This is a genomic window from Bacillus sp. DHT2 (genome assembly GCF_026241455.1).
GTDB lineage: Bacteria > Bacillota > Bacilli > Bacillales > Bacillaceae_G > Bacillus_A > Bacillus_A pseudomycoides.
Map to the genome: position 1 here is coordinate 689,175 of NZ_JAPHWH010000002.1, position 21,832 is coordinate 711,006.

Here is a 21,832-nt window from a genome sequence, read left to right on the forward strand (position 1 = left end):
CTCATTTATACATACTAGAACTGCCTTACACTTTCAAAATAACGCTCTCTATATTGAAAGTTTCACTATATAATTTCACCTTGCTACATAAAATCATACGGTGAAATGTTTTCCACATCCATCTCCTGGCCATCAATCGTAACCATTTGCACTTCCCCTTTTGATTCCTGCAAGCGACCAGCTAACGTTGTTTGCCGCATGGAATCATCAAGACGATTCACACCAGATTGAAAGGCTGATTCTTCTCCGCAAATAATTAGAAACTTTTTACTTCTCGTAATACCTGTATAAATTAAATTACGGCGTAACATGCGGTAATAACTCTTTACAATCGGCATAATTACAATTGGAAATTCACTTCCTTGTGACTTATGAATTGAACAACAATACGCATGTGTAATTTGATTTAAATCTGGCTTTATATACGTTACTTCAATCCCATCGAACGAAACAACAACCATATCTTGTTTCTCCACATTTTCCTTTGCATAAAATACAGAAACAATTTCTCCAATGTCACCATTAAAAACTTGGCTTTCTGGTTGATTTACGAGCTGCAATACTTTATCACCCGTTCGATACACAACATCACCGTAGGCAATTTCTCTACTCTTTTCTTTCTTCGGATTAAATACTTCTTGGAGTGCCTCATTTAGCACATTAATACCTGCCGGACCGCGATACATAGGTGCTAACACTTGGACATCTCTTGCATTAAACCCTTTCGTCTTCGCGTTTTCACATACTTGTTTTACAACCTCAACAATTTGAGCACCTGAGCAACCAATAAACGAACGATCTTTTTTATTTTGTGCTAAGTCTGGTGGCAGCGTACCATTTTTTATCGCATGGGCAAGCTGAATAACGGATGACCCTTCTGCTTGACGGTAAATCTCTGTTAACTTCACTGTCGGAATTGCACCAGCATCTAATAAATCTTTCAACACTTGTCCAGGCCCTACAGAAGGTAATTGATCTTCATCACCTACAACAATTACTTGAATGTTTGTTGGTAATGATTTAAACAATTGATTTGCGAGCCAAATATCAACCATTGAAAACTCATCAATGATAAGTAACTTTCCTTGTACAGGGTCCGTTTCATTACGCTGGAAAGATCCTTCTGGCGTCCAACCAAGTAAGCGGTGAATCGTACAAGCAGGAAGCCCTGTTGACTCACTCATCCGCTTCGCAGCGCGGCCTGTCGGAGCTGTTAACAGAATCGGAAACGGATTATCATCACTGTAATCTTGCGTGCTTAATGATAAACCATGCAAGGAAGCATACATTTCGACAATTCCTTTAATAACGGTCGTCTTCCCTGTACCAGGTCCGCCGGTTAATAACATCATCGGCTTATGAAGCGCAGTTTGAATTGCCTCTTGTTGAAGCGGCGCATACTGTACTTTTAGCTGCTCTTCGATTTTCCCTAACGTTAATAATACTTCCGCTTCAGGAAATGAAGGCGTCTCTTCTTGGTTCATGAGACGGCGGATTGATTTGACAACGCCCTTTTCGGAATAGAATAACGAAGCTAAATAAATGCGGTCTTCTTCTATAATGATTTTCCCTTCACCTTGCATCATTTCAACGCATTGCAAAATATCTTCTTCCGTCACATTACCCTCTTGATTATTTAAAAGCGATACGGTTTCTCGAACTAGTTGACCCTTATCCATAAACACATGACCTTCTTGGAGCGAAACATTTTCTAACGTATAGAAACATCCTGCTCTCACACGATCATTATGGTTACCAGATATCCCTAGCGCTCGTCCTATATCGTCAGCTCTTCCAAAACCGATGCCATCGACTTCTTCAATCAACTGATATGGATTATTTCGAATCACTTCAAGCGTCATTTCTTTATACTGCTGATAAATCTTAATCGAGAGCTTCGTTCCAAAACCATAACCATTTAAAAAGCTCATGACCTTTTCAAGCCCTTGGTGTTCAATAATTGTGTCATAAATTTCTTGCGCTTTCTGCTTGTTTACAACACCTTCTAATGCAGCAGGGTCGTCCATAATTTTAGAAATCGCATGTTCTCCGAGATGATCAACAATCTTTTCTGCTGTTCGCTTCCCAATTCCTTTAAATAAATCACTCGCTAAATATTGCACCATACCTGTTTTTGTTTGAGGTAATTCTTTTTTAAATGTTTCAACTAAGTATTGCTTTCCGTACTTTGGGTGGTCTTTAAAGTGACCTGTCAATGTAAATACTTCATCTTCATGCATACGGGGAAAGTGACCGTTGATCATCACTTTTTTTTCGTCATATGTTTCATTTGTTTCAATGATTTTCATACTGACAACGGAATAGAGGTTTTCTTCGTTGTGGAAAATGGTATGAAGAACTTGTGCTTTTATAAATTTTTGCTCTTCCTCAAACAAATCCATTGCATGTTGATTTCCCATGTTTCCTCTCCTTTCCGATTTCTCTCACTCTAACGAGCAGTAAAGCCCCCACCTCTCTACTTATCATTAGATGAGGGGTAACTGCGCGTTAAGGTACGATTTCTATTCGGCTTCTTGCTCTAATAAACGAATGCCATTCCCTGCTAAAAAGTGATCTGGTTGAATTTCAGTCGCCTTCTTAAATAAAGCAAGTGCTTTCTCATTATTTTCCTCAAACACGTACGCAACACCTAAATTATAGTACGCATCTGCATGTTCTTCATCCATTTGTAAAACCTTTTCAAAATAAGGTTTTGCTTCCTGAATATGTTCTAGTCGTGCAAAGCATAATCCGCATTGGAATACCGCTTCTACATCTGCCCTATCTAATTCAGTTGCTCTTTGTAAAAATGGCAGTGCAAGACGATCATTTCCAAGCTGTACATACGTAATCCCTAGCATAAATGTCACATCAGCTGATTGTAATCCAGCTTGCATTGCTTGCTCAAATGCAGCTTTTGCTTCTGTAAATTGCTCTTGTCCATAATATATGCTTCCAAGTCCATAATAGGCAGTAGCTGATTTCCCATCTAGTTCTAATGCGCGTTTATAAAATAAAATCGCACGTTCGCTATCTCCTAACACATCTAATAAATTCGCAAAGTTAATGTATCCAAGTGCATCTTTCGGATTTTCTTCAATTGCCTCTGTAAAATTTTTAGCTGCTTCTTCCCAGTTTCCTTCTTGCATATATTGAATGCCTGCTTCAAGCTTATTTGACATGTTCTTCACCTCTACAACAAATTATAACAAATAATCTATTTTCCAAGCGAACAAAAATTCGCTGTTATGAAAAAGAAACCTCTAACCGCTAATCGGCAGAGGCTTCTCGTTTTTCATCCTAAATAGTCTAGTTTCTTACCACTACGGTATACTTCATCAATTGTAGCACCGCCTAAGCATTCATCTCCATCATAGAAAACAACTGCTTGTCCTGGCGTAATCGCACGAATTGGTTCATCGCAAAGAATACGAACTGTATTATCATCAACGATTTGAACCGTTACCTTGTTATCCTCTTGACGATAACGGAATTTCGCTGTGCACTTAAATTCCTTTTCTTTCGCTCTGTTGCTTACCCAACCTATATTCGTAGCAATGACTTCATCACCATATAAAAGCTCATTGTGGAATCCTTGATCAACATATAAAATATTTTCTTTCAAGTTTTTCCCAACAGCGAACCAAGGATCACCATTACCACCAATACCAAGACCATGACGTTGTCCAATTGTATAGTACATTAAACCGTCATGTTTCCCTTTCACTTCGCCAGATAGTGTTTGCATCACACCTGGCTGAGCTGGTAAGTAGTTACTTAAGAAATCTTTAAAGTTACGCTCACCAATAAAGCAGATACCTGTACTATCTTTTTTCGTCGCTGTTGCTAAACCAGCTTCTTTTGCCATTTCACGAATTTGTGGTTTCTTTAATTCGCCTAACGGGAACATTGTTTTTGATAGTTGCTCTTGGCTTAATTGATTCAAGAAATATGTTTGATCCTTATTATCATCAACACCGCGTAGCATTTTATATTCGCCATCAATATAAGCAACACGTGCATAATGACCTGTCGCTACATAATCGGCACCAAGCGCAATCGCATGTTCTAAAAAGGCTTTAAATTTAATTTCTTTGTTACACATTACATCTGGGTTTGGCGTACGACCAGCTCGGTACTCATCTAAAAAGTACGTAAATACTTTATCCCAATATTGTTTTTCAAAGTTTACTGCATAATAGGGGATACCGATTTGATTGCACACTTCGATTACATCATTGTAATCTTCCGTTGCTGTACAGAAACCATTCTCGTCTGTATCATCCCAGTTTTTCATAAAAATCCCGATTACATCATAACCTTGCTCTTTTAATAAAAGAGCTGCTACAGATGAATCTACGCCACCGGACATTCCAATGACAACGCGTGTTTCGTGAGGTAGTTTGTTCATCATGTCACCTCCCATGCTATTTTTGTGTTAATCGCTTCACGATTTTCACTGTTTCATACGCTGCTTTTTCCACTTGTTCTTTCGTATTACCAAGACCAAAGCTAAAACGTACGGATGAACGTATTTGATCGGAATCTTTTCCAAACATCGCCACTAACACATGCGATGGGTCAATAGAACCAGCTGTACATGCAGAACCACTTGATACTGCAATACCTGCTAAGTCTAAGTTTACAAGAAACGGCTCAATATCCATTCCTGTGAAACTTACATTAAACACATGTGGTAAGCGATATTCTAAGTTTCCGTTTACCTCGAAAGTAATGTCTTCTTTTTGAAAGACAGATACCATTATATCTTTAAATCCTTCATATTGGGCAATTTTTTGCTCACGCGTTGATTCTGCCAACTTAACAGCTTGCTCTAGCCCAACGATGCTAGGTACATTCTCAGTACCTGCACGACGTTTTCGCTCTTGCTCCCCGCCCGTTAATAACGGTTCAAACTTCACTTGCGCGCTAGCATATAAAAAACCTACACCTTTTGGACCATTAATTTTATGAGCTGAGATTGATAATAAATCAATGCCTAACTCTTTCACATCAATTGCTGTTAAACCGTAGGCTTGTACAGCATCCGTGTGAAAATAAGCGTGATGTTCTTTTAACAGTTCTCCAATTTCTGCAATCGGTTGAACCGTTCCAACTTCATTATTTCCAAACATAACAGATACGAGAATCGTTTCATCCGTTAACGCCTCTTTTACATCAGAAACTTGAACACGACCTGTTTCATCAACCGGTAAATACGTCACCTCAAAGCCTTCTCGCTCTAACGCTTCACATGTATGCAAAATAGCGTGATGTTCAATCTGCGTCGTAATAATATGATTTCCTTTATTGCGGTTTGCACGTGCCACACCTAAAAGTGCTAGATTATCAGCCTCCGTACCACCGCTTGTAAAAATAATTTCATTTGGATTTGCATGAATGCTACGTGCACAAACACGTCTTGCTTCATCTACAGCATGGCGCGTTTGGCGTCCATAAAAATGAATACTAGACGGATTACCAAATATTTCTGTCATATATGGAATCATCTTTTCGACTACTTCTGGGTGAGCCGGAGATGTCGCAGCATGATCTAAGTAAATGCGTTCCATCAGATCTCCTTCTTTCCAAATCGTTTCACAAGGAATTAAATGTAAAACATATAACCCCCATGATTCTCTTCCTCATAACGTACTAAATCTTCTAGAGTTGTACTATCTAATACTTCTTGTACTGCATCACGAACACGCATCCACAACTGGCGCTGTGCTGGTTCTTCCTCTTCTATCATTTCAACAACGCTAATTGGGCCTTCTAAAACACGAATTACATCGCCAGCCGTAATATTAGCTGGTTGGTCAGATAATACATAACCACCATATGCACCACGCGTACTTTTTACAAGACGAGCGTTACGAAGTGGAGAGATTAATTGCTCTAAGTAATGTTCAGATAGGTCATGCGCTTGCGCAATTGATTTTAAAGAAATTGGACCCTCACCAAACTTCTTCGCAAGATCAATCATAATTGTTAAGCCGTAACGGCCTTTCGTTGAAATTTTCATCTATTTCGCACCTCTTTTCAAAATTTCACTTCTATTAGTTAAATCTTTATTCGTAAGAAGAACACAATTTTAAAATCAAAATCCTATGAAATTATAGCATAATATAGTATTATAAGAAATTTCAACTTATGTATCAAAATGATAACATAAAATCACATTGAAAAACTCGGTAATTATTACAATAAAGAGAAGAATGAAAAAATTAAGCAGAATTACTTATAAATACAGTAGTATATTTCAATTTTCCATAAAAAAGATGATACCATAGAATATGATTACATATTAAGGGAGACGGTCATAATGAAACAACCACTCGCACACCGAATGCGTCCGACAAATATTAAAGAAATAATTGGTCAAGAGCATTTAGTTGGTGAAGGGAAAATTTTATGGCGAATGGTTCAGGCAAACCATTTCCAATCGATGATTTTATACGGTCCACCCGGAACTGGAAAAACATCGATTGCTAGTGCAATTGCCGGCAGTACAGGGACGCCCTTTCGCCTATTAAATGCTGTTACTCATAATAAAAAAGACATGGAAGTTGTCGTGCAAGAAGCAAAGATGCACCGCCACCTTATTTTAATTTTAGATGAAGTTCACCGCTTAGATAAAGCAAAACAAGACTTCTTATTACCTCACTTAGAAAGCGGGCTTCTGACCTTAATTGGCGCAACAACAAGTAATCCATTCCATGCGATTAACTCTGCCATTCGTAGCCGATGTCAAATCTTTGAACTACACGCACTAACAGAAAATGATATTTTAATCGGCTTAAAACGAGCGCTTGAAGATAAAGAAAAAGGTTTAGGTGAATATCATGTAACAGTTACAGATGAAGCAATGTGTCACTTTGCAAATGCCTCTGGCGGAGATATGCGATCGGCTTATAACGCACTTGAACTTGCTGTTTTATCTAGCTTTACAACAGACGATCAATCAACCGAAATCACATTAGAAATTGCTGAAGAATGTTTACAGAAAAAGAGTTTTGTTCACGACAAAGGCGGAGATGCTCATTATGATGTCCTATCTGCCTTTCAAAAATCAGTTCGCGGAAGCGATGTGAACGCTGCACTTCATTATTTAGCGCGCCTTATTGAAGCTGGTGACTTACAAAGTATCGGGAGACGTCTTCTTATTATGGCATATGAAGACATTGGACTGGCTAGCCCGCAAGCAGGTCCCCGTACACTTGCTGCGATTGAGTCGGCAGAACGTGTTGGTTTTCCAGAAGCTCGCATTCCGCTTGCCAATGCAGTTATCGAACTTTGTCTTTCTCCAAAATCAAATTCAGCATACAGGGCACTTGATGCAGCACTTCACGACTTGCGAAACGGACAAACTGGCGATATCCCAAGTCATTTAAAAGATAGTCACTATAGAGGTGCTGAATCATTAGGTAGAGGTATTGGATACTTATATCCACATGATTATCCAAATGGATGGGTACAGCAGCAATACTTACCAGATAAAATAAAAAACAAGCAATATTATAAGCCGAAAACAACGGGGAAATTCGAACAAGCACTTTCAGGCGTATATGAAAGATTGCAAAGTTCGCATAAAAGCAAACCAAAAGGGTAATCTAAGCGAAAACGACATGATAATGGAGGTTTCGCTTATGAAAACGCGCCAAGATGCATGGACAAGAGAAGACGATCTCCTTTTAGCAGAAACCGTTTTACGACATATTCGCAGTGGAAGTACTCAGCTGAAAGCGTTCGATGAAGTTGGAGACAAATTAAACCGGACTTCAGCTGCTTGTGGTTTTCGCTGGAATGCTGAAGTCAGACAAAATTATGAGGATGCTGTACAGCTCGCTAAGAAGCAAAGAAAAGAGTTAAAGCGTTCGGAAGCAAATGTAGAAAAAGAGCAACTATTAAAGCTAAAACCAAAACAAAAAGTCGTAATTGATGCTGATTTTTCCGAAGCAATCGTTTCTAATAAACATTCTCTTACAATGCAAGATGTAATCTCATTCTTGCAAAACCTAGGGCATAATAATCCTCACTTAGAAAAGATACAAATTGAAAATGAAGACTTGCATACAAAGCTTGCCTCCTTACAAAAAACAAACGATGAACTAGAAGTCAAACTAGCATCTTTAACGAAAAAACAACAAGCAATCGAAGAAGATTATGCGATGCTTGTTAGAATTATGGACCGTGCCCGGAAGCTTGTGTTAGTAGATGAACAGCAAGATCAAATTGCACCTATTTTTAAAACGGATCAAAACGGGAATTTAGATATTATATATTCGGCAGAAAATTAAAATACTCTAAAGCAACAGGAAATATATTACTTTTATGCTATTATAAACATAACAAGACTTGTTACTGAAAGGAGAGGTTATCTATTTCATTAACAATTTTCAAAATTACACTTGGGATTCTTGTGTTACTTTTAGGATTCTTCACAATTAGAGGTTTAAAAAAGACTTCTGCATACAAATCGGACAAATACGAAAATTATTTATTATTTTTAATCGCTTTTGAATCTATCGTCTTACCGATATGGATATTTCTTTAACATCTTTTCATACAAATAAAAAAGCGTATACTCCTCATGGAATATACGCTTTTTTATTTTTTATTCTTGCCCTACACGCTTCACTTCTACGTTTTTAATACGTTCACGTACAACGTGACTCGCCATAATTAAACCAGCCACAGATGGTACGAAGGCATTTGAGGAAGGTGGTAATTTCGCTTTACGAATTTTCGCATTTTCGTCTGGTACGATTTCTTTACGTACTTCTTCACGAATTACGATTGGGTTTTCGTCAGAGAAGACAACTTTTACACCTTTTTTAATACCCTCTTTACGAAGCTTCGTACGAATTACTTTCGCAATTGGATCTGTATGTGTTTTAGAAATGTCCGCAATACGAAAACGAGTTGGGTCCATTTTATTTGCTGCGCCCATACTTGAGATAATTTTAATTTTACGACGTAAACATTGTTTAATTAAATGAATTTTGAACGTAATTGTATCAGATGCATCCACTACGAAATCTAAGCCGTGTTTAAAGAACTCTTCATATGTTTCATCTGTATAAAACATTTCTAGTCCAATTACTTCACATTCCGGATTAATGTCTGCAATGCGCTCTTTCATTAATTCTACTTTTGAACGTCCTACAGTAGATACTAAAGCATGAATTTGACGGTTTACATTTGTAATATCTACAACGTCTTTATCAACTAATACAAGACGTCCTACGCCAGAACGCGCTAACGCTTCTGCTGCGAATGAACCTACACCGCCAATTCCTAGAATACCAACTGTACTATTTTTTAATATTTCAAGACCTTCTTTTCCGAAGGCTAATTCATTACGTGAAAATTGATGTAACATTCAGCTCTACACTCCTATTACAAAAATGGTCTACCATGTATTCTAGCGTTTTTCCGACTATTTGTATAGAAAAAGTTATAGAATTCCTAAAAATACATATTCAAAAAAAGGATTACTAGCTAAACCGGACTTTTTAAATTTCCTCTTCCAATCCACGTTTAAAAAGGAGGATTCAGAGAGCCGAGCTGTTCGAGGCGCTGACGCCAGGAGGAGCGGAGTGTAGGATTACTTACTCGAGCACCGGACTGGCGAAGCAACGAAGAAATGCGACTGCTATCTGAACCAGATTTTTTAAACTTCCTCTTCCAATCCACGTTTAAAAAGAAGGATTCAGAGAGCCGAGCTGTTCGAGGCGCTGACGCCAGGAGGAGCGGAGTGTAAGATTACTTACTCGAGCACCGGACTGGCGAAGCAACGAAGAAATGCGACTGCTATCTGAACCAGATTTTTTAAACTTCCACTAAAAAAAATCCTAGATGGGTTTAGTATAACCATCTAGGACTCCTTCTTACTTCTCTTCTTTTACGTTTAATTGTAAGTATAGCTCTTCAAGCTGCGCTTCTGCAACAGGGCTTGGAGCATCTGTTAATAAGCAGCTTGCGCTTGCTGTTTTCGGGAATGCAATTGTATCACGAAGGTTTGTACGGCCTGCAAGTAACATTACGAGACGGTCTAAACCTAATGCGATTCCGCCATGTGGTGGTGTACCATATTCGAACGCTTCTAATAAGAATCCGAATTGTTCTTGTGCTTCTTCTTGAGAGAATCCAAGAGCTTTGAACATTTTTTCTTGTACATCACGCTCATAAATACGAAGTGACCCACCACCAAGCTCATAACCGTTTAATACAAGGTCATATGCTTGTGCACGCGCTTTTTCTGGTGCTGTTTCTAATAACTCAACATCTTCACGGAATGGCATTGTGAATGGATGATGCGCTGCGAAGTAGCGATCAGCATCTTCATCATACTCAAGAAGCGGCCAATCTGTTACCCATAGGAAGTTAAATTTGCTTTCGTCAATTAACTCAAGTTCTTTACCTAAGCGTAAACGAAGTGCACCTAAGCTATCTGCAACAACGCTCTTCTTATCAGCAACGAATAATAATAAGTCACCCGCAGCCCCATCTAATGTGCTCATTAGTACGTTTGCATCTTCTTCACCGAAGAATTTCGCAATTGGTCCTTTTAAGCCATCTTCTTCAACTTTTAACCAAGCTAAACCTTTTGCTCCGTATACTTTTACGAATTCAGTTAATGCATCAATGTCTTTACGAGAATATTTACCTGCTGCACCTTTTGCATTAATTGCTTTTACTTGCCCGCCGCTTTCTACAGCACTTGTGAACACTTTGAAGCCGCAATCTGCTGCAAACTCAGATAAGTCAGTAAGCTCCATTGCAAAGCGTGTATCTGGTTTATCAGAACCGTAGCGAGCCATTGCATCAGCATACTTCATACGAGGGAATGGTGCACGAACCTCTACGCCTTTTGCATCTTTCATCACTTTTGTCATCATACGTTCCATCATTTCTAGAATTTCATCTTGTGTTAAGAATGATGCCTCGATGTCAATTTGTGTGAATTCTGGTTGACGATCGGCACGTAAATCTTCATCGCGGAAACAACGCGCTACTTGATAATAACGCTCAAATCCGCCGACCATTAGAAGCTGTTTAAATAGCTGTGGAGATTGAGGTAACGCGTAAAATTCACCTTCATGCACACGGCTTGGTACTAAATAGTCACGTGCTCCTTCTGGTGTACTCTTTGTTAAAATTGGTGTTTCAACTTCTAAAAACTCTTCTGAATCTAAGAAGTTACGAATTGTTTTTGTCACGTCGTGACGCATTTTGAATGTGTTATACATAACAGGGCGACGTAAATCTAAATAACGATATTTTAAACGAACATCTTCTGATGCATCTGTATCGTCTGCAATAATAATCGGCGTTGTTTTTGCTGCATTTAATACATTTACTTTCGTTGCTTGTACTTCAATGCGCCCTGTTGCCATATTTTCATTAATTGCACCTTGACCACGTTCAACAACTGTTCCTTCTACGTGTAATACGTATTCGCTACGAATTGTTTCTGCTACTTCTAGTGCTTCTTTTGATGTTTCTGGGTTAAATACAACTTGCACGATACCTGTACGGTCACGTAAGTCGATGAAAATGAGTCCGCCTAAGTCACGGCGTTTTTGTACCCAACCTTTTAATTGAACGGTTTGTCCAACTGCTTCTACTGTTACTTTTCCACATGCATGTGTTCTTTCAGCCATTGTTCGTTCCCCCTATATTAATTTCTCTGCTACATATGAAGCAAATACATCTAAAGCCACTTCTTCTTGTCCACCTGTTGCCATATCTTTTAAGTTGATGATGCCTTTATCTAGCTCATCTTCTCCTAATACAGCTACATATTTCGCATTTAGACGATCTGCTGATTTAAATTGTGCTTTCATTTTGCGATCTAAATAATCTTTTTCAACTGATAATCCAGCTTTACGAAGATCAAATGCAATTTTTGCTGCGTGATCTTTCGCTTTATCTCCAAGTGCTACAACGTAGCAATCAATGTTATGTTCAATTGGTAATTCAATATTTTCAGCTTTCAGCGCCATAATTAAACGTTCAATACTCATCGCAAAACCAATACCAGGCATTTCTGGACCACCGATTTCTTGTACAAGACCGTTATAGCGACCACCGCCACTTAATGTCGTGATTGCACCGAAACCGTCTGCTTCACTCATAATCTCAAATACAGTGTGCTGATAGTAATCTAAACCGCGCACTAGGTTTGGATCTTTTTCAAATGGGACACCCATCATTGTTAATAACTCTTGTACTTTTTCATAGTACGTTGTTGATTCTTCGTTTAAGTATTCTGTAATAGACGGTGCTGTGCTCATTAATTCATGATCACGGTCCTTTTTACAGTCTAAAATACGAAGTGGATTTTTCTCTAAACGAGATTGGCAATCTGAACAGAATTCGCCGATGCGAGGCTCAAAGTGAGCGATTAACGCCTCACGGTGCGCTTGACGGCTCGCTGCATCACCTAAGCTATTTAGGACAACTTTAATGTTTTTTAATCCCATGCCGCGGTAGAATTCTACAGCAAGTGCAATCACTTCCGCATCAATTGCTGGATCATTACTACCGATTGCCTCGATACCAAATTGTACGAATTGACGATAGCGACCCGCTTGTGGTCTTTCATAACGGAACATTTGACCGATGTAATATAATTTCGTTGGCTGTGTTGCATCACCATACATTTTATTTTCAACATAAGAACGTACAACAGGTGCAGTTCCTTCTGGACGTAATGTTAAGCTACGTTCACCACGATCTTGGAATGAGTACATTTCTTTTTGTACGATATCTGTTGTATCACCAACACCGCGTAAAAATAATTCTGTGTGCTCAAAAATTGGTGTACGAATCTCTTTATAGTTGTAACGACGGCAAATTTCGCGTGCTTGCCCTTCGATATACTGCCATAACTCAACGGTTCCTGGAAGAATATCTTGCGTTCCGCGTGGGATTTGAATAGACATATTCAGTTCCTCCTCAAATTGTTTTAATCTTATTAAAAATAAAAAAACTCCCGCCTCTACTGATTATCCAGTAGGGACGAGAGTATTATCACCCGTGGTGCCACCCTAATTGAAGCACGTATGCTTCCACTTTTTTAATAACGCTTAAACTTGCGTTCAACCCCTACTAAGCATTTGTGCCGTTCAAGTTGAAACCTACAGAGTGTCATTCGATTAGTCATCATGTAGAAATGTTTTCAGCCTAGGACATTTCCTCTCTTTTCATGTGTATCTCATCTACTCTTCTCTATCATCGGTTCTCTTCATATGTAAATATAAAATTACTATACGTTTGTTCAGGGCGATTGTCAAGTGCACTAGGAGCGTTCAATCTGCTTCTTTAACCGTTTTACATCCTGCAATGAAATACCAAATTCAGATGCAAGCTCCATAGAGGTATTATTTTGTTCTCTTGCAATAAACTCATGAAAATTCACGTTAAATAATTGGTTTGCACCGTTTGTCACAGAGTGTCCTTTTTCATTCATGCGCATACGCGTATCCCTCACAATCAATATGGATGTTTTTACTTTTATTGTTCCATATCAATGAGTTAGTTATACACGAATAAGAAAGGGAATCTACTACTGCTTCCATATGTACATAAGGACGCTATTGGTAAAAATGACAATCATAAATATAGTCGCTAACGCAACATATCTTAAATGATAGAGTGCTACATTACCTAACCCTAAAATTATTATTTCTAACATCAGATGTAACACGCCCTGTAATTTCCATGTTGCTTCTGGTGCTCCAAATAATCCCCATATAACAGCTATGATAAGAGGAAGTACAACGGAAAATGTTCCTTTTATAACAGGTCCTTTCCCCACCTGAAACCCCCAATACCCTATAACTCCAAGGGTACATAACTCTAATACAAAACGGAAAGCTATATTCATTTCTTGAAGCATCGTATACCAGCTCCCCACTTCAGATTCCCCTTCTTCCGCGGTGAGTTGAGCACCTTATATCTCATCGTTTCAAAATTAGTTCGTATATTGACTTAATATACGAACTAACACTTCTGGATTTGTTTGCATCACCCAGTGCCCACCTGTTTGTACTGAAAAAACATCCCAATCTCTTTCTCTCGCTATTTCAGCAGATTTTTGGAAAATAGGCGTCATTGGCCAATGTTCTGGATGATCTAATATTTCTACATATGTATGTGGTATCTCGTCAACTTTCGGATTTTTCATTTCAATCGCTTGTGTAAAAGCTAATAAAGGCATAGCCGATTTTCTTTTATCTGATGCATTTCTAGGGAGAATACGCCATCCCTCCCCAGATAATTTTACTTCTTCTATAAAATGAGTAGCCATTTTAGGTCCAGAAATATCCATAACAGAATCGTCATCATTTGGAAGCATAGCATCTATATACACAAGGTTTTTAATAGATTCAGGAATAACTTCAGCTACCCCCGTTATCACCATGCCTGAATAACTATGTCCCACTAAAATTACATCGTGTAACTGTTCATATTGAATAACATTAGCAATATCTTGAATATATGTTTTCAATCCTACACTTGGTTGTGCGAGATGCGTTCTCTCCCCAAGTCCTGTTAATGTAGGTGTATATACCTCATGCCCCTCTTTTCTTAAACATGTAGCGACTTCTTTCCAAACATATCCTCCATCCCATGCTCCATGAACAAATACAAACGTTGCCATAACATGTACCTCCCTGTAATTTCCCTTGTTACTATTTTTGTTATTTTCCAAATAATTATATTACAAATTAACAAAATATTCCTTTCGTAAGACTTATAAGATGAAACTTTAAACAGTGTAGGTATTATCGCCCGTGAATAGCGGGATAAAAAAAGAGAGGATGACATGCATCCTCTCTTCCAGCATCATTATTTACTTTCTAAAATTAAGGTCACCGGACCATCATTAATTAAAGAAACATCCATCATTGCTCCGAACCTGCCCGTTTCTACGCGCAGTCCTTGTTTGCGCAGTTCTTCATTGAAGAAATCATACAAGTTCTCTGCGTAGTCTGGTTTCGCAGCATCCATAAAGTTTGGGCGTCTTCCTTTACGGCAATCTCCGTACAATGTAAATTGTGAAATGGATAGCACTTGTCCCTCCATATCAAGGACAGAATGGTTCATCTTCCCGTTCCCATCCTCAAAAATACGTAAATTCGCAACCTTCTCGGCAATATATGTTGCATCTTTTTCTGTATCTTCATGTGTAATGCCAACTAGCAATGTTAAACCGAACGGAATTTGCCCTACAATCTCACCATCTACTGTAACAGACGCTTCTTTTGATCGTTGCAAGACAACTCTCATATTTTATACACTCCCTATTAATGCATCATGCGGCGTACTGCATAAATTTCTGGAACTCTTTTAATACGCTCTACTACCTTTTTCAAATGATGTAAATTACGAATAGAAATGGACATATTGATCGTTGCCATTTTATTGCGGTCGCTTCTACCTGAAACAGCTGAAATATATGTTTTCGTCTCTGTTACAGCTTGCAGAACTTCATTTAGTAAGCCGCGGCGATCATAACCAGAAATTTCAATATCAACGTTATACTCAATCTCTTTTTCTGGACTACCTTCCCACTCTACTTCTAGTAAACGCTCCTTAGCTTCTTCTGTATGCACATTGACGCAATCACGACGGTGAATAGAGACACCGCGTCCTTTCGTAATGTATCCGACAATATCGTCACCTGGAACTGGGTTACAGCATTTCGATAAGCGAATTAATAAATTGTCAGCTCCACTTACTTTTACACCTGAATCCCATTTTCTGATTTTCATCGGTTTACGAACTTCTTTTACTTCCACAATATCTTGTTCTTCGTCACGTTGTTTGCGGAACTTGTCCGTTAGACGCGTTGCAATTTGTGCAGCCGTAATGCCGTTATACCCAACTGCCGCAAACATATCCTCTTCATTTGCAAAGTTGTATTTCTCAGCCACTCGCTTTAAATTGTCAGGTGCTAATATTTCTTTCATTTCATACTCTAAGCTACGCACTTCTTTTTCAACAAGCTCGCGACCTTTTTCGATATTCTCATCTCGGCGCTGCTTTTTAAAGAATTGGCGGATTTTATTTTTCGCATGAGATGTTTGCGCAAGTTTTACCCAGTCCTGACTTGGTCCATATGAATGTTTAGATGTTAAAATTTCAATGATATCACCTGTTTTTAATTTATAATCAAGTGTTACCATTTTCCCGTTTACTTTTGCACCAATTGTTTTATTCCCTATTTCTGAATGGACACGGTAAGCAAAATCAATTGGAACAGAACCTAGTGGTAATTCCATGACGTCTCCTTTTGGTGTAAAGACGAATACCATATCAGAAAATAAATCAATTTTTAATGACTCCATAAATTCTTCCGCATTAGAAGCTTCATTTTGCCATTCTAATATTTGACGGAACCACGTTAATTTTTTCTCAAGTGTACCTGTTGCTTCTGCCGCTTTTCCTTCTTTATATGCCCAGTGTGCCGCAATTCCGTATTCTGCAATTTCATGCATTTCTTTCGTACGAATTTGCACTTCAAGCGGGTCACCTTTTGGACCAATCACAGTTGTATGGAGGGATTGATATAGGTTCGCTTTCGGCATTGCAATATAATCTTTAAAACGACCTGGCATTGGTTTCCAGCACGTATGAATAATTCCTAACACTGCATAGCAGTCTTTAATACTATTTACAACAACGCGCACAGCTAGCAAATCATAAATTTCATTAAATTGTTTATTTTGAAGTGCCATTTTACGATAAATACTATAAATATGCTTTGGGCGACCTGAAATATCAGGTTGAATCGCTACTTCTTTCAGTTTGTCACGAATACCCGTCATGACTTCATCTAAATATTCTTCACGTTCTGCACGTTTCCGCTTCATTAAGTTTACAATGCGATAGTATTGCTGCGGATTCAAATAGCGAAGCGATGTATCCTCTAGCTCCCATTTAATAGTATTAATTCCGAGTCTATGAGCTAAAGGTGCAAAAATTTCTAACGTTTCATTTGCGATACGACGCTGCTTTTCTTGAGGCAAATGCTTAAGTGTACGCATGTTATGAAGACGGTCAGCTAATTTGATTAAAATAACACGAATATCTTGGGCCATTGCAATAAACATTTTGCGATGGTTCTCTGCTTGCTGTTGTTCATGAGATTTGTATTTAATTTTCCCAAGCTTTGTAACACCATCAACAAGCATGGCAATTTCTTTATTAAATTCCCGTTCAATATCTTCTAGTGTAACCTCGGTATCTTCTACTACATCATGCAAAAAACCTGCCGACACTGTAGATGGATCCATGTGTAAATCGACTAAAATACCTGCTACTTGAATCGGGTGAATAATATATGGTTCGCCCGATTTTCTATACTGTTCGCTATGTGCATCACGTGCATATTCATAGGCACGTGCCACCAGCTCAATATCATCGTCCGCTAAATATTGACTTGCCTTCTCGAGTACCTGTTCAGCTGTTAGTACTTGCTCATTTGCCATCGAATCACCTTTTATTGAAAATTGACTTTTCCCTTACTCATAGAATAAATTTTATTCTATCATTATAACCTAATGATTGTGAATTGTGAAAAGGAAAAGATTTTACTGATATTTCATCATACTTTTTTGTACAATTATACAAAAGTACCCGCTCCTCTCCAAGAGATTCACGGGTACTTTTTTTCTATCGCCGTAGTTTTATCTATATAATAATTAGTATTTTTCTAACACTAATACATCATAACCGTCTAACATTTTGCGGCCATCTAAGTAAGTAAGTTCTACTAAGAATGCAATCCCTGCTACAATTCCGCCAAGCTCTTCAACTAGCTTAATTGTCGCTTCGATTGTTCCACCTGTAGCTAATAGGTCATCTGTAATTAATACGCGTTGACCTGGTTTAATTGCATCTTTATGGATTGTTAAAACATCTTTTCCATACTCTTTACCGTAGTCAACTGTAATTACTTCACGAGGTAATTTCCCTAATTTACGAACTGGTGCAAATCCTACTTCTAATGCGTAAGAAACTGGGCAACCGATAATAAAACCACGTGCTTCTGGTCCTACTACAAGGTCGATGTCTCTTTGTTTTGCGTAAGCAACGATTTCATCTGTTGCTGCTTTGTATGCTTGCCCATCGTTCATTAAAGGTGTGATGTCTTTAAAAACGATACCTTCTTTCGGATAATCCGGTACAATTGCGATATGTTGCTTAAAGTCCATATTTCTGAATCCTCCTCAGATATAAAAGGTCTGTAAATACAAGGCCTTTACCCTAACTGTTCTACTTCTTTATGATTACGAATCGTTTCAAACCATGTATATAATTGTTGATATGTGCTATAAATCAACTCTTTTTCTAGTTGTAGATGGTTCATTTTCTCACGATATGTGTTCGATTCAATTAAATCACGCTTTTTCATTTCTTCTGCCATAAAAATGACACCGTCTTTTATTGTAACAAATTCTAACTCAAAAAACACCTGTGTCATGAAATTTACTGTATCTTTTGACCAACCTTTATGACGACATAGCTGTTCTCCATGTTGTCTTAAAGAAAATGGTGCTTTTTGGTGTAAAAAGGAATAGTACCATTTAAAGTGTTCCCTTGTTGGAACTGTACTAAATAAATGATTATTCTCTTGGTAAAACAGCGTATAAATTCGCGCTGGGAATCCTGCCTCAAATAAACCTCGTAATTCATCCGTTGACTTTGGTAAATCTAGCAACACAATATAACGACCATCTAGGTCAGTCACTTCTGAAGCATGTATAAGTTGTTCTTTATATTCTTCTAAAGAAAATTTATTTAATACCTCTTCAGAAAAATACACCATTGTTATTTTTTCTCGTGAAAGTTCTGCTAAGTTCGATTCCACATTACGCATACTACGCCAATCAAATAATTGCCATGCATCTACCGCAATATCTTGAATCATAAGTTGCGGTTTTTTGAAATTATTCCATTCATTAATTGATGCCTCACCAACGACAGAAACGTGAGCAACTGGAGAAATTTCTTTCGCATAGGCTCCAAAACCAAATCCAATCGTATCTAACGTCGCCTGTCCGTCACGAAGTGCCATTTTCAAATGAGAACCATCAGATCCAATGGCACGAATACTTTCTAACTCCGCATCTCTAATTGCGATACGCGGCTTCGGATTTCCAACACCAAACGGTGCGAGCTTCTGCATTTCCTCAATCGCTGAGAGCGTCACATCCTCCACTTTGCAAATCGCATCAACTGTTGTAATCGGAGTAAAATCTTCAGACGTTAAAATCGCATCTGCTTGTTCATTTAAGCGGCGGCGCAGTTCATCCACATCATTCATATGAAGCGTCATTCCCGCCGCCATTGGATGTCCCCCAAAGTGCGGTAACAATTCCCTACAATCTGATAAGTTTGCAAATAAATCAAATCCTGCAATACTACGAGCAGACCCTTTTGCTGTTTGCTTCTCGGGATCAATACACAATACAATTGTTGGACGATAAAAGCGTTCTACTAATTTAGAAGCAACAATCCCTATTACTCCTGGATTCCATCCTTCTTTCGCGAGCACTAACACTTTATTGTCCTCTGGCGGATAATTGTTTTCTACCTCTGCAATCGCCTCTTCTGTAATTTGCTTTACAATATCTTTTCGAAGCTTGTTCAGTTCATCAATTTCTTCAGCAAGCTCTTTCGCTTCTTCTGGATCTTCTGATAAAAGGAGGTGAACTGCCGGAGCCGCATCTTCTAAACGACCAATTGCATTAATACGCGGTGCAATTGAGAAACCAATGCTCTCTTCCGTAATCTCACTTTGTGAAACATTTGCTACTTTAAATAATGCTTTTAAACCAATATTTTTTGTCATTCGCATTTGTTTCAATCCACGCTGCACAAGCAATCTATTTTCACCATGAAGTGATACTAAATCGGCTACCGTACCAATCACTGCAATTTCTAATAAATGCTCCGGTACACGCCCAAGTAGTGCATGCGCTACTTTAAACGCAACACCAACGCCCGCTAAATAATGAAACGGGTAAACACCACCCTTTAGCTTCGGGTGAATAATCGCAAGTGTTTCTGGCAGTTCTGGCGGCGGCTCATGATGATCTGTAATAATAAGATCTATACCAAGCTCTTTTGCTACTTGCGCCTCATCGACTGCTGCGATACCTGTATCAACAGTAATGATAAGAGAAAATCCCGCACGGTGTGCCCAGCGGAACGCCTCTTCATTCGGTCCATACCCTTCAGTAAATCGGTTTGGAATATAGAACTCAACATCCGCACCTAATTCTTGAAGAGCAAGAAATAAAACGGCTGTACTACTTACACCGTCCGCATCATAGTCTCCGAATATTAAAATTTGTTCTCCATTTTGAATGGCTTGCCCTATACGTTCTACCGTAAGGTCCATTCCTTCAAGCAAAAATGGATCGTGAAATTCTTGCTGTCCTGTATTTAAAAAATCCACAATCTTATCTTCTGTATCTAAACCTCTACTGAGGAATAACGAAGTAACAAGCGGTGATAATTGCAATTTACTTGCTAATTCACTCACCAGTTCCTCATTAAATGACTTTTCTTTCCAACGCGTCTTCGGTTGTAACACGAAATCACCCCTTAACCTGTCCATTATACAAGACAGATTAAGGGGTGACAATATGATACAAACTCTATTAGTTATGATTGAATATCTCCATAAACAGATGAATATTTACTTATTTCGTATCAATCAGGAGAATACGGATTAATATGTACAAAAACATTTTGTACATTATCTTGTTTCATCAATACCTCTTTTACATGTTTCCCGATGCGATGTCCCTCTTCCACTGTGATATATGGATCAACAGACACTTTAATATCAACAATGACATAATGTCCATGCTCTCTTGCATACAAAGAACCAATTTTTTTCACACCTTCCACTTGAAGAACTGATTCTCTTAGCGGAATAACATCTTCTTCATGAAGTACATGATCAAGCGTTGTATGAATCGCTTCTCTTCCAATACTCCATGCCATCTTTACAACAAGTAGAGAAACAAATAATCCCGCAACAGGATCGGCATACACAAGCCAATCTAAACCTAGTTTATTGCCGATAATAGCTGCACAAATCCCGATTAAAGCTGCAATTGAAGAAAACACATCTGAACGGTGCTCATATGCATTTGCAATAATTGCATCACTATTTATCCGTTTCCCTAATCGATACTTATACTGAAACATCCCTTCTTTTAGCACGATAGAAAGAATAACCGCAAAAATTGTAATTCCCTTCGGTGGTTCAAGGTACTGCGTAAAAGCCTTTATAGAAGAAATCGCAATTTCAATCCCAACAATAAATAATAACACTGCAACAATAATCGCTGAAATCGATTCCGCTTTTCCGTGCCCATACGGATGATCTTCATCGGGGGGTTGCTTCGCTGCACGCAATCCAAAAAACACAGCTAACGAACCAACTACATCTGACGCTGAATGAACTGCGTCCGCTAAAAGCGCCTTACTATTCCCAATATAGCCGATTACCGCTTTTACAATCGCTAAGACAATATTTCCAACGATTCCAACAATGGCACCAAACTCGGCCTGTTTAAAACGTTCATCTTTTTCCATAACTGAAATCCCTTCTTTTCTCAAACTACCTTTTTTATTGTTACAAAAAATAATGAAAGAAGCATCACTTCCCACTAGTCTCCGTAACTGGCTCTACTAACCTTTAACAAAACCGCTAAAGGAAGTTTCACTGTCCCTAACACCCCGATTAGTTCCACTAACCTTTAGCAAAAAACGCTAAAGGAAGTATCGCTTTATT

The 21,832-nt window shown here is 38.4% G+C and carries 18 protein-coding genes and 1 other annotated feature; of the genes, 2 read left to right on the top strand and 16 right to left on the bottom strand.

The features are described 5' to 3' along the window. Positions 1 to 83 precede the first annotated feature (83 nt). From recD2 to cymR, 5 genes are all read right to left on the bottom strand, one after another. Complete coding sequence (gene recD2 / locus ORL93_RS08735) at positions 84 to 2,420, bottom strand: SF1B family DNA helicase RecD2 (RefSeq protein WP_265958869.1); 2,337 nt, start codon at positions 2,418 to 2,420, stop codon at positions 84 to 86. Between the two features lie 102 nt (positions 2,421 to 2,522). Then, complete coding sequence (locus tag ORL93_RS08740) at positions 2,523 to 3,182, bottom strand: tetratricopeptide repeat protein (protein WP_003200488.1); 660 nt, start codon at positions 3,180 to 3,182, stop codon at positions 2,523 to 2,525. 113 nt (positions 3,183 to 3,295) lie between these two features. Then, entirely contained in the window at positions 3,296 to 4,411 is a 1,116-nt protein-coding gene (gene mnmA / locus ORL93_RS08745; RefSeq protein WP_018782988.1) for a tRNA 2-thiouridine(34) synthase MnmA, read from the bottom strand. A gap of 16 nt (positions 4,412 to 4,427) precedes the next feature. Continuing rightward, on the bottom strand, positions 4,428 to 5,573 hold the full coding sequence (locus ORL93_RS08750) for a cysteine desulfurase family protein (RefSeq protein ID WP_003208579.1): 1,146 nt from the start codon (positions 5,571 to 5,573) through the stop codon (positions 4,428 to 4,430). Between the two features lie 35 nt (positions 5,574 to 5,608). Continuing rightward, positions 5,609 to 6,025, bottom strand: coding sequence for a cysteine metabolism transcriptional regulator CymR (gene cymR, locus ORL93_RS08755; RefSeq protein WP_000704116.1), 417 nt, complete (start codon positions 6,023 to 6,025; stop codon positions 5,609 to 5,611). A gap of 300 nt (positions 6,026 to 6,325) precedes the next feature. On the opposite strand from cymR, the gene ORL93_RS08760 reads away from it, so the two are divergent. Together ORL93_RS08760 and ORL93_RS08765 are read left to right on the top strand one after the other, a co-directional pair. Beyond that, positions 6,326 to 7,612 (top strand): replication-associated recombination protein A, encoded by a 1,287-nt coding sequence (locus ORL93_RS08760; RefSeq protein ID WP_265958870.1) that lies wholly within the window; start codon positions 6,326 to 6,328, stop codon positions 7,610 to 7,612. A 37-nt stretch (positions 7,613 to 7,649) separates the two neighbouring features. After that, positions 7,650 to 8,300, top strand: coding sequence for an RsfA family transcriptional regulator (locus tag ORL93_RS08765; RefSeq protein WP_018765894.1), 651 nt, complete (start codon positions 7,650 to 7,652; stop codon positions 8,298 to 8,300). Positions 8,301 to 8,617: 317 nt separating this feature from the next. On the opposite strand, the gene ORL93_RS08770 is transcribed toward ORL93_RS08765, so the two are convergent. From ORL93_RS08770 to ORL93_RS08820, 11 genes are all read right to left on the bottom strand, one after another. Then, positions 8,618 to 9,385: a tRNA threonylcarbamoyladenosine dehydratase gene (locus tag ORL93_RS08770; protein WP_000903177.1), complete on the bottom strand. Its 768-nt coding sequence runs from the start codon at positions 9,383 to 9,385 to the stop codon at positions 8,618 to 8,620. A gap of 508 nt (positions 9,386 to 9,893) precedes the next feature. Continuing rightward, positions 9,894 to 11,669 carry an aspartate--tRNA ligase gene (gene aspS / locus ORL93_RS08775; protein ID WP_003208580.1) on the bottom strand — a complete coding sequence of 592 codons (1,776 nt, stop codon included), beginning with the start codon at positions 11,667 to 11,669 and terminating at the stop codon, positions 9,894 to 9,896. A gap of 12 nt (positions 11,670 to 11,681) precedes the next feature. Beyond that, on the bottom strand, positions 11,682 to 12,953 hold the full coding sequence (gene hisS, locus ORL93_RS08780; protein WP_006096038.1) for a histidine--tRNA ligase: 1,272 nt from the start codon (positions 12,951 to 12,953) through the stop codon (positions 11,682 to 11,684). 69 nt (positions 12,954 to 13,022) lie between these two features. Beyond that, positions 13,023 to 13,255: a binding site (T-box leader), on the bottom strand. Between the two features lie 54 nt (positions 13,256 to 13,309). After that, the gene (locus ORL93_RS08785; protein ID WP_003200475.1) at positions 13,310 to 13,486 is read right to left on the bottom strand and encodes a hypothetical protein; all 177 of its coding nucleotides are present in this window, start codon (positions 13,484 to 13,486) and stop codon (positions 13,310 to 13,312) included. Positions 13,487 to 13,576: 90 nt separating this feature from the next. Further along, entirely contained in the window at positions 13,577 to 13,909 is a 333-nt protein-coding gene (locus ORL93_RS08790; protein ID WP_097794481.1) for a YrdB family protein, read from the bottom strand. 75 nt (positions 13,910 to 13,984) lie between these two features. Next, entirely contained in the window at positions 13,985 to 14,674 is a 690-nt protein-coding gene (locus tag ORL93_RS08795) for an alpha/beta fold hydrolase (RefSeq protein WP_006096036.1), read from the bottom strand. A gap of 188 nt (positions 14,675 to 14,862) precedes the next feature. Further along, complete coding sequence (gene dtd / locus ORL93_RS08800) at positions 14,863 to 15,303, bottom strand: D-aminoacyl-tRNA deacylase (RefSeq protein WP_003200469.1); 441 nt, start codon at positions 15,301 to 15,303, stop codon at positions 14,863 to 14,865. A 17-nt stretch (positions 15,304 to 15,320) separates the two neighbouring features. Next, positions 15,321 to 17,507 carry a GTP diphosphokinase gene (gene relA / locus ORL93_RS08805; RefSeq protein ID WP_003200467.1) on the bottom strand — a complete coding sequence of 729 codons (2,187 nt, stop codon included), beginning with the start codon at positions 17,505 to 17,507 and terminating at the stop codon, positions 15,321 to 15,323. Positions 17,508 to 17,720: 213 nt separating this feature from the next. Then, positions 17,721 to 18,233, bottom strand: coding sequence for an adenine phosphoribosyltransferase (locus ORL93_RS08810; protein WP_003200465.1), 513 nt, complete (start codon positions 18,231 to 18,233; stop codon positions 17,721 to 17,723). Positions 18,234 to 18,280: 47 nt separating this feature from the next. After that, positions 18,281 to 20,620, bottom strand: coding sequence for a single-stranded-DNA-specific exonuclease RecJ (gene recJ / locus ORL93_RS08815; protein ID WP_265958882.1), 2,340 nt, complete (start codon positions 20,618 to 20,620; stop codon positions 18,281 to 18,283). 119 nt (positions 20,621 to 20,739) lie between these two features. Beyond that, positions 20,740 to 21,633 (bottom strand): cation diffusion facilitator family transporter, encoded by an 894-nt coding sequence (locus ORL93_RS08820; RefSeq protein ID WP_097794482.1) that lies wholly within the window; start codon positions 21,631 to 21,633, stop codon positions 20,740 to 20,742. Between the last annotated feature and the right edge of the window lie 199 nt (positions 21,634 to 21,832).

Excerpts from the sequence above, each read along its gene's own strand:
- ORL93_RS08790 (WP_097794481.1), bottom strand. The coding sequence starts at position 13,909 with ATGCTTCAAGAAATGAATATAGCTTTCCGTTTTGTATTAGAGTTATGT.
- ORL93_RS08795 (WP_006096036.1), bottom strand. The coding sequence starts at position 14,674 with ATGGCAACGTTTGTATTTGTTCATGGAGCATGGGATGGAGGATATGTT.
- hisS (WP_006096038.1), bottom strand. The coding sequence starts at position 12,953 with ATGTCTATTCAAATCCCACGCGGAACGCAAGATATTCTTCCAGGAACC.
- recD2 (WP_265958869.1), bottom strand. The coding sequence starts at position 2,420 with ATGGGAAATCAACATGCAATGGATTTGTTTGAGGAAGAGCAAAAATTT.
- ORL93_RS08760 (WP_265958870.1), top strand. The coding sequence starts at position 6,326 with ATGAAACAACCACTCGCACACCGAATGCGTCCGACAAATATTAAAGAA.
- cymR (WP_000704116.1), bottom strand. The coding sequence starts at position 6,025 with ATGAAAATTTCAACGAAAGGCCGTTACGGCTTAACAATTATGATTGAT.
- aspS (WP_003208580.1), bottom strand. The coding sequence starts at position 11,669 with ATGGCTGAAAGAACACATGCATGTGGAAAAGTAACAGTAGAAGCAGTT.
- ORL93_RS08765 (WP_018765894.1), top strand. The coding sequence starts at position 7,650 with ATGAAAACGCGCCAAGATGCATGGACAAGAGAAGACGATCTCCTTTTA.
- ORL93_RS08740 (WP_003200488.1), bottom strand. The coding sequence starts at position 3,182 with ATGTCAAATAAGCTTGAAGCAGGCATTCAATATATGCAAGAAGGAAAC.
- ORL93_RS08750 (WP_003208579.1), bottom strand. The coding sequence starts at position 5,573 with ATGGAACGCATTTACTTAGATCATGCTGCGACATCTCCGGCTCACCCA.
- ORL93_RS08770 (WP_000903177.1), bottom strand. The coding sequence starts at position 9,385 with ATGTTACATCAATTTTCACGTAATGAATTAGCCTTCGGAAAAGAAGGT.
- ORL93_RS08820 (WP_097794482.1), bottom strand. The coding sequence starts at position 21,633 with ATGGAAAAAGATGAACGTTTTAAACAGGCCGAGTTTGGTGCCATTGTT.
- ORL93_RS08810 (WP_003200465.1), bottom strand. The coding sequence starts at position 18,233 with ATGGACTTTAAGCAACATATCGCAATTGTACCGGATTATCCGAAAGAA.
- dtd (WP_003200469.1), bottom strand. The coding sequence starts at position 15,303 with ATGAGAGTTGTCTTGCAACGATCAAAAGAAGCGTCTGTTACAGTAGAT.
- ORL93_RS08785 (WP_003200475.1), bottom strand. The coding sequence starts at position 13,486 with ATGCGCATGAATGAAAAAGGACACTCTGTGACAAACGGTGCAAACCAA.
- relA (WP_003200467.1), bottom strand. The coding sequence starts at position 17,507 with ATGGCAAATGAGCAAGTACTAACAGCTGAACAGGTACTCGAGAAGGCA.
- mnmA (WP_018782988.1), bottom strand. The coding sequence starts at position 4,411 with ATGAACAAACTACCTCACGAAACACGCGTTGTCATTGGAATGTCCGGT.